Genomic DNA, 12,453 nt, shown 5'->3' on the forward strand with positions numbered 1-12,453 from the left:
TATTAGTGAAAAACGCTGGCTTTTGCCGGCGTTTTTTTTCATCAACGGAAAATCAGTTGTTAATTGAGTGAAACCGGACTGATTCCGCACAGTGAGGGCTGTTTTATCACTGTACAGGAAAATTCCGGATGAAACGTAACACCTCTCACAACATATTTTCACCAGGCAGGCTTGCCACTGTTCTTCCCCTGCTGCTCCTTGCGGGCTGTGTTTCCCAGCCGCAAAAGTTGCAGCAACGTGAGCCTGCGGACCCGACACCCGGCACCACCGTCACCCGCAACGTTCAGCCGGTCTCTCCGGACGAGTATGCGCGGACGCCGGAAGTGGTGCGCTACGATCGTTATCTGCTGGTCAGTACCGATCCGCAGGCGGCCCAGCGTGACCCTCTCTCGCAAATTATTGATATTCGCATCCCGTCATCCCTGCATCCTACTGTGGCGGATGCGCTGCGTTACGCCCTGCGCCAGTCCGGTTATTCCCTGTGCGCGACCGGCTCCGCCAACGGCGTGCTTTACCGCCAGGCATTGCCGGCCGTCCAGTACCAGCTGGGCCCGATGCGCCTGCGTACTGCCCTGCAGGTCCTGGCCGGTCCGGCCTGGCAGCTTGAGGTGGATGATGTACAGCGTGTGGTCTGCCACAGCCTGCGCGACGGCTACCAGCTGCCGGTCTCCCAGCTTCCGCCGCCGGTCAGCACCTGGTCCACGCCTGCGCCGTCCGCCGTGTCACAACCGGCCATCAGCGCCCCTCAGTCAGTACCCGTTAAACCTGTCAGCGGAGGGTTTCTGAGAAAATGAGCGAACAGCAACCATTCCATACTGACCCCGCTCCGGCCCGTAAAAGATTCAGCTGGCGTCCCCGCCGCCGCCTCATCTGGGGCGCTGCCAGCGGTGTGGCGCTGGCCGGCATTCTGGCGCTGGGCTACACCGCCTTCAGTCTGGGCATATCGAACCTTGATGAACGCCTTGCACGCCTTGAATCTCAGGGCAGTACAGCGGCCACTGTTGAGACAGTCGCGGCCCTGCAGTCAGATGTGACCACGCTCAAAACCGGCCTGCAGGATACCCGGAAAAAACTTGGCGAGATGCAGCAGGAGCTGAGCGCAGCAGCGAAACAGGCCGGCAGCGACGACGCCGTGCGTCAGTCATTGCGAACCCTTCAGGACGCCCAGCAGGGGCTGGAAACCCGCCTGAGTGCGCTGACTGAGCAGCTGACAGCGCTGAAATCACAGCCGGCACCCGCACCCGCCGCACCTGTCGCCTCACCGGTAAAAAAAAACGAGCCTGCTGCAAAAAAGCCCCGTCCCGCTGACACACGTCGTTCTGCTCCATCCCTTCGCGTGGCCCGCACTGCGCCTTTTGTGCTGACGGGAGTGGAGAAGCGGGGGGCAGAGTCCTGGGCTGCCATCGCGCCCCGGGGCTACAGCAACCTGTCGCAGGTGGCCCTGGTCGGAGAGGGTGAAACCGTGTCCGGCTGGACGCTGGTCAGTGCCGGTTATGGTGAGGCGACGTTTCGGGTTAACGGCCGCCAGACCGTGCTCAGAGCAGAATAACGGAGCGAATGATGAAACTGAAACATACCTTTTTAGCCGCCATGCTGCTGAGTCCCCTGACCCTGGCCGCGACCACATCAGGACAGATGGATGTCAGCCGACAGGAATCAACACAACGGGCGGACTCCGCACAGCAAAACCTGCAGCAGCAGGCCGGTCAGTGGGGACTCAGTGCCGACGATTATCAGCGTTATCAGCAGCTGATGAAGGGACCCCGGGGTACCCAGTCGCCGGGTCTCGATCCGCTTTCCACCCTCGGTATCGAGGCGCAGACGCCGGCAGAGCGCCGTAAGTTTGCTGAAAAGTGGGTGAAGGAAGAGTTTGCCCGCACCCAGAAAGAGCTTGATTTCCAGCGTGAGGTGAACGCGGCCTGGCAGCGCCTGTATCCGGGCACACTGCCGGTCAATATGGGGAACGCCTCCGGCGTGGCGCACGACAGTGGCGGCCGGCTGGCGCTGTTCGTCAGGTCAAAAGACTGCGCAACCTGCGACGCGAAACTGTCTGCCGTGCTGGCTGACAACCGGCCGGTGGACATCTATCTGGTCGACAGCCAGGGCAGTGATGATGCGCTTCGCAGCTGGGCGCGGGACCATCACATTCCCGTGGAAAAGGTCCGCAAGCGCCAGATCACGCTTAACCACGACGGCGGCCGGTGGATGCGCTTTGGTAACGGCCTGATGCCGGTTTTACTGCAGCAGGCGGGAGACGGTAAATGGGCAATCGCAGCATTCTGACCGGCGCACTGGCGCTGGGCTTACTGATGGCGGCCGTCCCTGACGGCCATGCTGACCAGACGGTGCCGGAGGGTTACGTCCGCGTGGCCATGGCGCACGGCGTGCCCCCCGAAGCGCTTTACTCGGTATCACTGAGCGAGTCTTCGCGCAAACTTCCCCGCGGAATACGGCCATGGCCCTGGACCATCAATGTGGCAGGCAAAGGGTATCGCTATGAGACGCGCCTGCAGGCCTGGCAGGCGCTGCAGGTCTTTATGAAGAGTCACCCGCTTAAGCGCATCGATGTCGGTATTGCCCAGGTCAATCTGGGCTGGAACGGTCATCATTTTGCCTCGACGTGGGATGCGTTTGACCCTTACACCAACCTGAACGCCGCCGCCACCATTCTGCGTGAGTGCTGGGCGCGTAAGCCAGGCAGCTGGCTGGATGCGGCCGGCTGCTACCACCATCCCGCAGGTGGTCAGCCTGCTGCACGTTACCGCGCCATTGTGAGAGGGCATCTGGCAAAAATCAGCCCTGCACCCCGCATTTCTGCGCCGGCAGCTGAAGCGCCCCGCTCGGTTGCTGCGCTCACCCCCGATCCAGGCTTCGTCTGGACTGAACCCGGGAGATAACCCTGATGAAAACGCTGTCCTTACTGCTGTTTACCCTCCTTCCCCTGACCGGCCATGCTGAACTGAATGTGATTGCTGATCTGGGCGGTGAAGATGCTGCGCCGTATTTTGAGGCCGTTAATAAACAGCCCGGCATGCCCGGCGTCAGTGACGTACAGCCTTCACGCCAGCCGGACCACGGTGTTCCGCTGGCTGACGGGATGGCGGGTATGTTACCCGTTAACACACCTGAACTGAGCCCGGGGAATACAGCAGACCGGCCGCTGCAGTTGCCCGGCATCGGGGCGTTGTTTCTGATCGGGGATGATGCTCTGTCCCGTGAATGGCTGAAAGCCAATGCCGGCGCGCTGGCTGAACAGCATGCGGCCGGGATGATAGTCAACGTCACAGACATGGATACCGTGCGCGAGCTGCGCGAACTGGCACCCGGTGTCAGCCTGGCCCCGGCTTCCGGCAGCGAGCTGGCCCGTCGCCTGCAGATTGAGCATTATCCGGTACTCATCACCGATACCGGCCTGACGCAGCAGTTTAAGCCGTAATGAGCACGCCAGATATCAACGGTCTGCTGATGGCACACCCTTATGGGGCGGTCATACTGATAGTCCTTTTCCTGGTGGTGATGGCCTTTCTGAACCTGCGCTGGCGTGAGAAAGCCAGCACCCGCCGTCACCGGCGATACCGGGCAACGGCGGGGCGGGTACTGAATAAACTGACCCTCCTGCCGGGAGACGGGCAGCGTCTGACCTATCTGCGCAAAATCAGCCCCTATGTCTTTGAAGAGCTGTTGCTGTCTGCCTTTGAACGTCAGGGGCTAACCGTGGTGCGCAATGCCTCCTACAGCGGTGACGGCGGCCTTGATGGCCAGGTCATCATCGACGGCGAGCACTGGCTTATCCAGGCCAAACGGTACAGTCGTGCTGTTTCCCCCGCACATGTTGAGGACTTCGACCGACTTCTCCTGCACTCCGGCCGCCGGGGGCTCTTTATCCACACGGGCCGTACCGGAAAAATGAGCCGCACCCTTCATATGGCGTCACCGCGCCTGCGCATCATCAGCGGGCAACGCCTGCTGGCCATTCTCGCCGGGCAGGACGTCCGGCAGTATCTCTGAGGAATCTTTTATGCACATCATCCTGAACAGCCTGCGCTACGCTTTGTGGCTTGTGTTCTGTTTATTCCGTCATGCCGTTTTCGTGCCTGCCGCTTTCGGCGGTGTCTGCCTGCTCGCCTGGCTTGTTTTCGGCCATCCGGTCAGTGACCTGAACGACCAGTTGCAGAAGGAGGCAACGGCATGGCGCACCGCGCCGCCCGGACATTACATGTGGGAGGAATGCCCGGTGCCTGATAATGCGGCTCCGCCTGAGGCAAAGCCGGCAGCCTGTACCGTCACTGCCGTCTCCACAGAAACCGCGGCGAACAATTACCTGCTGTCATTGCGGGCCGTATGGATCATTTTTTTCATCCTGTCGAATGTTCTGTATGTGCTCTGGCGCTTACTGGCGGATGCCCTGCGTTACCACTCCCTTTCCTGCAGGGAAGCCGGTGCCGGGAGGGGAACGTATATCCGTATGGCCGACGGTAAAATTATAAAGGAGGCAGACGATGAGTAACCGTTACGTCATTGAGGCCCTGCTGCGTCCGGCCGTTGAGCTGAATACCGCCGTGGTATCGGGCATGGCGGCGTATGTCTGTGTGCAGGCACCCTGGGCTGTCGCTCTGGCTCCGACTGTCAGCTATGTCACCGCAGCCGGGTTTGCGGCGCTGGCCGTCACCCGCACGCATCAGGGGATGAAGATTATTCGCTACCGCCGGAATCTCCGCCGCCTGACGCGCTATGTCATGAGTACTAAACAGATCCCCGTCAGTCATCGTCGCCTGTTTCTAGGCCGGGGGTTCCGCTGGACGCAAAAACACACCCAGCGGCTGCAGGATACGCTGCGCCCTGAAGTGGCCCGTTACCTGCAGCCAAACCGCTTTTACCTGGGGGCGCGTCAGCTCGAAATGATGACAGAGCACCGTCTGCCCTGGCTGGGTAAGCTGCTGAGTGCCGATACGCCGCTGAACCCGGTGCGGCCGTTACCACCGGTGGGCGGCAATCCGGCGCTGCACGGCATCGAGCCCGACGAAAAAGACGTCACCCTGGCTCTGGGGGAGCGCGTTGGCCATACGGTGGTGTACGGCACCACGCGCGTCGGGAAGACCCGGCTGGCAGAGCTGCTAGTCACCCAGGATATCCGGCGGGGTGAAGTCACCATCGTGTTTGATCCGAAAGGCGACGCAGACCTGATGAAACGCGTCTGGGCAGAGGCCCACCGGGCCGGACGCGGGGACGAGCTGTATATTTTTCATCTTGGCTGGCCTGAAATTTCAGCCCGTTATAATGCCGTCGGGCGTTTTGGTCGCGTGTCAGAGGTGGCGTCCCGCGTGGCCGGTCAGCTGTCGGGTGAGGGGAACAGCGCGGCATTCCGCGAATTTGCCTGGCGGTTCGTCAACATCATCGCCCGTGCGCTGGTCGCCCTGGGTGAGCGCCCTGACTACACGCTGATCATGCGCTACGTGAACAATATCGCCGATCTCTATATCCGCTATGCGGAAAAAATCATCCAGGCGCAGCTGCCGGCTCTGCAGACGCAGATTGAGAATAATCAGCAGGTGCTGGGAGAGGACGACGTGCCCCGTAACATGCAGGGTCAGCCGGATGCCTTACGTATCTGGGCCATTGAGGTTGCCCTGAGTTCAGAAGAGGGTAAAAAACTCTATGATCCCATCCTTGACGGGCTGCGGTCAGCGGTACGTTATGACCGTACTTACTTTGACAAAATCGTGGCGTCGCTGCTGCCGCTGCTGGAAAAACTGACCACCGGCAAGACCGCCGAGCTGCTGTCGCCGGATTATCAGGACATTGACGACACGCGGCCGATTTTTGACTGGGAACAGATCATCCGTAAAAAAGCCGTGGTGTATGTGGGGCTCGATGCGCTCAGTGACAGTGAAGTGGCGAGCGCGGTCGGTAACTCCATGTTCGCCGATCTGGTGAGTGTGGCCGGGCACATTTATAAACACGGTATCAATGCTGGCCTGCCGGGCGGGAAAGAAGGGAAGTCCCTGATTAACCTGCACTGCGATGAGTTTAACGAGCTGATGGGGGATGAGTTTATTCCTCTCATCAACAAAGGGGGCGGTGCCGGCATGCAGGTGACAGCCTATACCCAGACGTCTTCTGATATTGAGGCACGCATCGGGAATGCGGCCAAGACGGCCCAGGTACAGGGTAACTTTAACAACCTGATTATGCTGCGCGTCAGGGAGAACCGCACCGCCGAGCTGCTGACCACGCAGCTGCCGCAGGTGGAGATTTACACCAAAACGCTGGTCTCCGGGCACCAGGACACGGCGGATGTCAATGCAGACCAGGACTTCACCTCAAGCACCCAGGACCGCGTCGGGACGGTAAAAGTCCCGCTGCTGGAGCCGGCCGATATCGTGACGCTGCCAAAAGGGCAGGCGTTTGCCCTGCTGGAAGGCGGGCAACTGTGGAAAATCCGCATGCCGCTGCCTGCCGGGGATGCTGATGATGTGCTGATGCCGGAAAGTATTGAGAAAATAGCGGAGGAGATGCGGCGCAGCTATCACAGCGGTGAATCCTGGTGGCGGGACGGTCCGGCCCTGAACGTGCCGGTCACAGGAGGGGCGAATGGCTGAGGTAAAACGTCCCCCACAGCAGCAGACGCTGCCGGAACGCAAGCACGGCATTCTGTATAATCTGCTCTGGGGCTGGCCATGGGCCCTGGTGGGCGTGGTGCTGTCCTCGCTGCTGCTGAGCCTGCTGATTGAATATATCGGCATCGCCTTCTTCTGGCCGGAAGCCGGGGCGGCGCACAGTGAAGCGGTCATGAACACCGAGCTGGGGTGGCTGTCCACAGAGTTCACCCGCAGCCTGCTGCTGTCTGAACCATCGGTGACGGTTGTGCGCTGGGTGAGCACCGCCTATCAGTGGGCCTTTGTGGACAGTGGCTTCCTGGACTGGGTCCGGCAGCAGTATGCACACCAGATGCACAGTGACAATGCCGTCACCCGGGAAATCAACAGCTGGAGCGGCTGGCTTGCCGGCTACCTGCGTGAATACCTGCTGGCCACGGTATGGATCAGCATTATCACCCTGGTACGCGTCACCATCCTGGTGCTGTCCGTGCCGTTGTTTGTGCTGGTCGTGGTGGTGGCGCTGGTTGAGGGGCTGGGGCGGCGTGATCTGCGGCGGTACGGCGCGGGGTATGAAAGTTCGTTTGTCTATCATCATGCCAAGAAGCTGGTCAAACCGGCCGCTGTGGTGCCCGCCATGCTGTACCTTTCCTGGCCCACGGCAGTCTACCCCAATCTGCTGTTGTTGCCGGCGGCTGTTCTGCTGGGGATCGCCGTAACGGTGACCACTGCGTCGTTCAAGAAGTATCTTTAAATCAGGGCTGGACGGAGGCGTGCAAAACTTGTTTTGCGCGCCTGCCGTCAGCAGACAAGCCATGAAACGACCGTTACTGGCGCGTCAGTGTCAGTTATTAAATACCGTCAGTTCTGTCACTTTGAAGCTGTCTGGCTTGTTGGTTATGCTGTCGTAGGGGGCCTGTAGCTTCCATTGCTGACCCGGCTCCAGATTTTCAGCCATCGCTGCCGTATTTCCTATTACTGCCCCATTCTGAAGCAAGTTGAATTTGACAATTACAGTCTTCACAGGCCCACCTGACACGTTTGTTCCCGTGCCTTCAATTTGCTGCAAACCATTTGCTGCTGTGGCGAAATGCAGGTCTGAAAGTTGGACTTTGCCAGTACCGTCGGCCGCAAGAACAGGGCCGGTAATCAGTGCAGTGATTAACGTGGCCTTCAGAACAGTCTTCATCATTTTCATTTTCCCTCTGTTTACCGTTGAGTTTTCTTAATATCACAATGAACCTTTATTTACAGCTAAACCTGCCACCGGCACAGACCTGCAATTAATTTTGAAATTCCTGTTTAGGGTTTATCGCTGACCCGACGCTCCCTCTTCCGCATCCTGTCCGCACCCCTTAATCCTTCTGGAGGTGCGTATGAACTCACATCGTCCGGCCATGCGGCGCAACCGTCGTGTCCCGGGCATCACTGGCCTGGTATTGCTGACCTTTCTGGCATCAGCTGCTGCACAGGCATCCGAGAAAGACGAGCTTGCGTCTGTTCAGCGTCAGCTGGACCAGGTTCAGGCGTCGCTTGAACGGGCCCGCGTGGCGGTTGCACAGGCCGACCCGGCTGACCGTGGCCGCTTTTTCTTTGATTACCGTCAGGCCACATCCGATCTCAACACCATCCGCAGCGGCATTGACCGCTATCTGGAGCCCTCCCGCGCGCAACCGCGTGACCCGTCTTTTGTGGCCGGTAATTACCGGCGGGAGCGGCCCTGATGCCCATGACATCCGAACAAACGAACGCGTTTAAAGCCGGCTCCGGCAGTCTTGATGTGAACATCCTTCATCTGCTCTGCATCGGGGCACTGCTGGCGTTTCTTTTTTTATGGGCCGCGTGGGCGCTGTCGGATGTCTGGACCGGCTGGAGTAACACCAAAGTGCGTGACGCGGCCCTGGGGCGTTTTGCCGTCCGCACCGTGCTGCTGTTGCTTGTGTGTATCTGGATGTTTGCCAGTTAACTCATTCAAAACGTTAAGTCAGGAGATGAATCCCATGCACCATTCTGAGTCTGTTGTTGCCCGCCTGCGCCGTTTCGGCAGTCGTACGCTGACCCGCGCCGGTACGCTTGCCCTGCTGGGCTGGCTCACCTGCAAACCGGCCTTTGCGGATTTGCCAAGCGTTGAAGCGCCTGAGTCCGGAGGCGGAAGCGGGCTGTCGGGACAAATCAAGGGCTACCTGCAGGACGGCATTGTTATCGGGGGGCTGGTCGTGGCGGCCGTTGCCTTTATCAACGTTGCCATTGCCGCCCTGCACACCTTCACCGAAGTCCGCAATGAGAAAGCCACCTGGACCAAATTCGGGGCCATTGTGGTGGTGGGTGTGGTGCTGCTGGTTGCCGTTATCTGGCTGCTCGGCAAGTCTGCCGACATTCTGTTGTAGGAGCCTGCGACGATGCAGACCATTCGTTTTTTACCTGACCGTCTCAACAGTGAGCCCGTGGTGTTTCGCGGGTTTACCACCCATGAGATGGGGCTGGCAGCCCTTGCCGGCGCGGGTGCGGGTCTGCTCCTGTCACTGCCGTTTATCCCGCTTGCCGGCTGGGTTGTTGTTCCCACCGGCCTGCTGGTCATGCCGCTGCTGCTCGTCTGGTTCGGCGGCCGCTGGATGGCCAGGCTCAAGCGCGGTAAGCCTGAGAACTGGCTCTGGCAGCGACTGGAGACGAAAAAACGCCGGCTGGGGATGGGCAATCCGAAACTGATAGTGGATGCCCGGGGCTGGTCAGTGAAACGTAACAGGAGAGCCTCATGAGCCGTTTTCGCCATGCGGTAAAAGACCGCGACCAGCATATTCAGACGCTGCGCATCGCCTGCGCCGTGCTCGCCTTTTTCCTTTTATTCACCTGTGCCGGCTGGATGCTGGCGCCCAGCAAGCTGACCGTGCATAACCCGCCGGATTTACGTACCGGCAGCACGCGGCCCTGGTGGGAAGTGCCACCCCCGACGGTCTACTCCTTTGCGTTCTACATTTTTCAGCAGCTCAATGCCTGGCCGAAAAACGGCGAGGTGGATTATTCCGGCAAAATCAATGCGCTGTCGCCGTATCTGACGCCGTCCTGTCAGGATTTCCTGAAAGCGGATGCAAAGAAACGCGGTGACGCCGGGGAGCTCACCGACCGCGTGCGCGTGGTGTATGAAGTGCCCGGTCGCGGTTACCAGTCACAGAGCGTGACCGTACAGGATCGCGATCACTGGATTGCCCGCCTGGACGTGGTGGCCGACGAATATTTCCATGCCGAGCCGGTCAAACGCGCCCTGGTACGTTACCCGCTTAAAGTGGTGCGCTGGGAAGGTGATGCGGAGCGCAACCCGTTCGGTCTGGCGCTGGACTGTTATGCCGGTGTGCCCCAGCGTCTGGAGGCGGCACCGCCTGCACCTAAACCGGAGAAGTCAGGAGTGTTTCAGTGATGAGTAAAAACCCCCACTACCGCGCCGGGCTGATGGCGCTGTCCTTCGCCCTGCTGCCCCTGGCAATGCTGGTATCACGTCCTGCCGGCGCAGATGAGCTGATGAAATGGGAGCGTATTCCGCTGCAGATCCCCCTGAAGGTGGGGCAGGAGCGGGTGGTCTTTGTGGACAAAAACGTCCGCGTCGGTTTTCCGCCGGCGCTTAACGGTAAACTCCGGGTGCAGAGCACCGGGGGAGCCGTCTACCTGAAAGCCGACAGCGCCTTTCCGCAGACGCGGGTGCAGCTGCAGGATGTGGAAAGCGGCGAGGTTCTGCTGTTTGATATCGCCGCCGGTGAAAAAGGGCCGACTGAGCCGGTGCGGCTGGTCTACAGCGGTGATGTCAGCACGCTGAGTCACGCCGGCGATGCGGCCGGTCAGCCAGGTGGTGCAGACCGGGCTGCTTCCGGATCAGGCTCATCTGCTCCCACCGGCAGCGATGATGGTACTCAGGCAAAGCGTAAAAAAATCCGCTACAGCGCCCCCATCCCGGTGCTGCTGACCCGCTATGCCGCTCAGAGCCTTTATGCTCCGGCACGTACGGTCGAGGCGGTCCCGGGTATTCATCCGGTCAATCCTCATCTGCCCCGACGTGTCAGCACGCTGTATCCCTCTGAACCATTAACGGTCACGCCGCTGGCTGGCTGGGGTGTGGCAAACCGCAGCGTGGTGGCACTCAGGCTCACGAACACCGGCAGCCGTAAGGTCGTTCTGGATCCACGCTCGCTGCAGGGACAGTTTGTGTCCGCCACCTTCCAGCACCGCTGGGTCGGTCCTGCCGGCACGCCGGAAGACACCACCACGGTGTATGTGGTGACCGCCGGTCGTCCGGAGAGCGCATTTATTGCTGAGCCGTCTGCGCTGCGTAAAGCGGCCCGCACGGTAAAACAGGAGGCCCGCCATGCAGATTAAATCTAATGCCCTGGTGAAAATTATCGTGCCGGCCGTGGTGATTGCCGGGCTGGCCGTGGGGCTCAAAAGCTGCAAAAACGAACCGGCAGAACAATCTCAGGCAAAACAAAGCAGCGGCCCCCTGCATAATCTCTCGCCGGATGAACTGAAGGCGCTGGGTGTGGAAGGCGACACGCCGGAGGACACCCTGCGCACGCTTATCGGCCGGCTGAACGATGTGCGTGACCGCCAGAAAACGCTGGATAAGCAGAACGCGGATTTGGTGAAAGAAAACGAGCGGTTGCGCCGACGCAATCAGGACGTTTCAGGACAGGTGAATGAGGCCGTTAATGGTCTGCGCGAGCAGTACGACAAGCGGCAGGCGCAGCTTCAGAACGAACAACTGAGCCTGACGGCGAAAATCCAGGAGCTGACCGACAAACTCAAAAAGCCTGACACCGAGAAAAAAACGGCGGACAGCGATATCCCGCTGGGGCTGGGCCTGGACGGCATGGGCAGCAGTACCGGGGGGGCGGCTTCTCAGGGCAGCGACGGCATGATGTGGGTCGCGCCGACGGACCAGAAAGAGACGGACCCGCGGGACGCGGCCAGCGGCAAGGCATCTCCTCAGTTCCCGACTTCTTTTCTGGGTGAAAATGAGCTGACCCGACAGAAAGCGGCCTATGAGGAGAAAGTGAAGGGACGTACGAATGAAAAAGGGGCGGAAGAGAGCGCAGAGCCGGTTTACACGCTGCCGGAAAATTCCACGCTGGTCGGCAGCCGCGCCATGACGGCACTGCTTGGCCGTGTGCCCATCAACGGCACCGTGACCGATCCTTATCCGTTTAAGGTGCTTATCGGTAAGGATAACCTGACGGCGAACGGCATCGAGTTACCGGACGTCGAAGGGGCGATTGTTTCCGGGACGGCCAGCGGAGACTGGACACTGTCCTGTGTGCGCGGGCAGGTTAACAGCGTCACCTTTGTCTTTTCCGACGGTACGGTACGCACCCTCCCCAGACCCGACGCCAGTAACAACGCCAGCGGGCAAAATAATAACGCTCAGGCTAAACAGGATACCGGCACCAGTGGCGGTATCGGCTGGATTTCGGATGAAAACGGGATCCCGTGCATTGGCGGCGAACGTAAGTCCAATGCCTCCACCTATCTGCCCACCATTTTTGGCCTGTCGGCTGCCGGTGCGGCGGGTGAAGCGATGAGCCAGGGGCAGTACACCACACAGAATAACGTGAATGGCATTTCCGCCACCATGACCGGCGACGCCGGACAGGCGGCGCTGGGGAAAGCCATTTCCGGCGGCATGTCTGAAACCACCGACTGGATCAAACAGCGTTACGGGATGACGTTTGATGCCATTTATGTGCCGCCTGGTGCCCGTCTCGCCGTGCATATCACCCGTCAGCTGGCCATTGATTATGAAGATAAGGGCCGTAAGGTGCGCTACGACTTCACCCTGCCGGGTGGCATCAGTGACAACGGCGGACTGGACTGAGTA

General features: G+C 60.0%; 17 protein-coding genes. 16 read left to right on the forward strand and 1 reads right to left on the reverse strand.

Going from position 1 to position 12,453, the window contains the following annotated elements:
- The first annotated feature begins 128 nt into the window (after nt 1–128).
- The 9 genes from HV127_RS09295 to HV127_RS09335 are packed head-to-tail and all read left to right on the forward strand — an operon-like array spanning nt 129 to nt 7,350.
- Nucleotides 129–794 carry a PilL N-terminal domain-containing protein gene (locus HV127_RS09295; RefSeq protein ID WP_016807971.1) on the forward strand — a complete coding sequence of 222 codons (666 nt, stop codon included), beginning with the start codon at nt 129–131 and terminating at the stop codon, nt 792–794.
- On the forward strand, nt 791–1,549 hold the full coding sequence (locus tag HV127_RS09300; RefSeq protein ID WP_016807970.1) for a hypothetical protein: 759 nt from the start codon (nt 791–793) through the stop codon (nt 1,547–1,549). The genes HV127_RS09295 and HV127_RS09300 overlap by 4 nt, the downstream gene beginning before the upstream one ends.
- An 11-nt stretch (nt 1,550–1,560) precedes the next feature.
- Nucleotides 1,561–2,283, forward strand: coding sequence for a TIGR03759 family integrating conjugative element protein (locus tag HV127_RS09305; protein WP_016807969.1), 723 nt, complete (start codon nt 1,561–1,563; stop codon nt 2,281–2,283).
- Nucleotides 2,262–2,897, forward strand: coding sequence for a transglycosylase SLT domain-containing protein (locus HV127_RS09310; protein WP_088221852.1), 636 nt, complete (start codon nt 2,262–2,264; stop codon nt 2,895–2,897). The genes HV127_RS09305 and HV127_RS09310 overlap by 22 nt, the downstream gene beginning before the upstream one ends.
- Nucleotides 2,898–2,902: 5 nt before the next feature.
- Nucleotides 2,903–3,436, forward strand: a complete 534-nt coding sequence (locus HV127_RS09315) for an integrating conjugative element protein (RefSeq protein ID WP_016807967.1) — start codon at nt 2,903–2,905, stop codon at nt 3,434–3,436.
- Nucleotides 3,436–4,008 carry a restriction endonuclease gene (locus tag HV127_RS09320; RefSeq protein WP_017145109.1) on the forward strand — a complete coding sequence of 191 codons (573 nt, stop codon included), beginning with the start codon at nt 3,436–3,438 and terminating at the stop codon, nt 4,006–4,008. The genes HV127_RS09315 and HV127_RS09320 overlap by 1 nt, the downstream gene beginning before the upstream one ends.
- Nucleotides 4,009–4,018: 10 nt before the next feature.
- Nucleotides 4,019–4,507, forward strand: a complete 489-nt coding sequence (locus HV127_RS09325; RefSeq protein ID WP_016808264.1) for a hypothetical protein — start codon at nt 4,019–4,021, stop codon at nt 4,505–4,507.
- Entirely contained in the window at nt 4,500–6,599 is a 2,100-nt protein-coding gene (gene traD, locus HV127_RS09330) for a type IV conjugative transfer system coupling protein TraD (protein ID WP_016808263.1), read from the forward strand. The genes HV127_RS09325 and traD overlap by 8 nt, the downstream gene beginning before the upstream one ends.
- A complete protein-coding gene (locus HV127_RS09335; protein ID WP_006785966.1) occupies nt 6,592–7,350 on the forward strand; it encodes a TIGR03747 family integrating conjugative element membrane protein in 759 nt (252 codons plus the stop codon). The genes traD and HV127_RS09335 overlap by 8 nt, the downstream gene beginning before the upstream one ends.
- A gap of 90 nt (nt 7,351–7,440) precedes the next feature.
- Here HV127_RS09335 and HV127_RS09340 read toward each other — a convergent pair whose 3' ends face one another.
- Nucleotides 7,441–7,788 (reverse strand): FxLYD domain-containing protein, encoded by a 348-nt coding sequence (locus tag HV127_RS09340; protein WP_016808262.1) that lies wholly within the window; start codon nt 7,786–7,788, stop codon nt 7,441–7,443.
- 184 nt (nt 7,789–7,972) lie between these two features.
- On the opposite strand from HV127_RS09340, the gene HV127_RS09345 reads away from it, so the two are divergent.
- Genes HV127_RS09345 through HV127_RS09375 form a run of 7 tightly spaced genes read left to right on the forward strand, consistent with a single transcriptional unit; the run spans nt 7,973 to nt 12,450 of the window.
- Nucleotides 7,973–8,320: an RAQPRD family integrative conjugative element protein gene (locus tag HV127_RS09345; protein ID WP_016808261.1), complete on the forward strand. Its 348-nt coding sequence runs from the start codon at nt 7,973–7,975 to the stop codon at nt 8,318–8,320.
- Nucleotides 8,320–8,562, forward strand: a complete 243-nt coding sequence (locus HV127_RS09350; protein ID WP_003029734.1) for a TIGR03758 family integrating conjugative element protein — start codon at nt 8,320–8,322, stop codon at nt 8,560–8,562. The genes HV127_RS09345 and HV127_RS09350 overlap by 1 nt, the downstream gene beginning before the upstream one ends.
- A 34-nt stretch (nt 8,563–8,596) precedes the next feature.
- Nucleotides 8,597–8,983, forward strand: a complete 387-nt coding sequence (locus tag HV127_RS09355; protein WP_016808260.1) for a TIGR03745 family integrating conjugative element membrane protein — start codon at nt 8,597–8,599, stop codon at nt 8,981–8,983.
- A gap of 12 nt (nt 8,984–8,995) precedes the next feature.
- The gene (locus tag HV127_RS09360) at nt 8,996–9,352 is read left to right on the forward strand and encodes a TIGR03750 family conjugal transfer protein (protein WP_004115534.1); all 357 of its coding nucleotides are present in this window, start codon (nt 8,996–8,998) and stop codon (nt 9,350–9,352) included.
- Nucleotides 9,349–10,008: a PFL_4703 family integrating conjugative element protein gene (locus HV127_RS09365; RefSeq protein ID WP_016808259.1), complete on the forward strand. Its 660-nt coding sequence runs from the start codon at nt 9,349–9,351 to the stop codon at nt 10,006–10,008. The genes HV127_RS09360 and HV127_RS09365 overlap by 4 nt, the downstream gene beginning before the upstream one ends.
- Nucleotides 10,008–10,958, forward strand: coding sequence for a TIGR03749 family integrating conjugative element protein (locus tag HV127_RS09370; protein ID WP_016808258.1), 951 nt, complete (start codon nt 10,008–10,010; stop codon nt 10,956–10,958). Before HV127_RS09365 ends, HV127_RS09370 begins: the two co-directional genes overlap by 1 nt.
- Nucleotides 10,948–12,450 (forward strand): TIGR03752 family integrating conjugative element protein, encoded by a 1,503-nt coding sequence (locus tag HV127_RS09375; RefSeq protein ID WP_182235698.1) that lies wholly within the window; start codon nt 10,948–10,950, stop codon nt 12,448–12,450. The genes HV127_RS09370 and HV127_RS09375 overlap by 11 nt, the downstream gene beginning before the upstream one ends.
- Nucleotides 12,451–12,453 lie beyond the last annotated feature (3 nt).

It is taken from the genome of Klebsiella sp. RHBSTW-00215 (genome assembly GCF_014103785.1).
In the GTDB taxonomy this organism is placed as follows: domain Bacteria; phylum Pseudomonadota; class Gammaproteobacteria; order Enterobacterales; family Enterobacteriaceae; genus Klebsiella.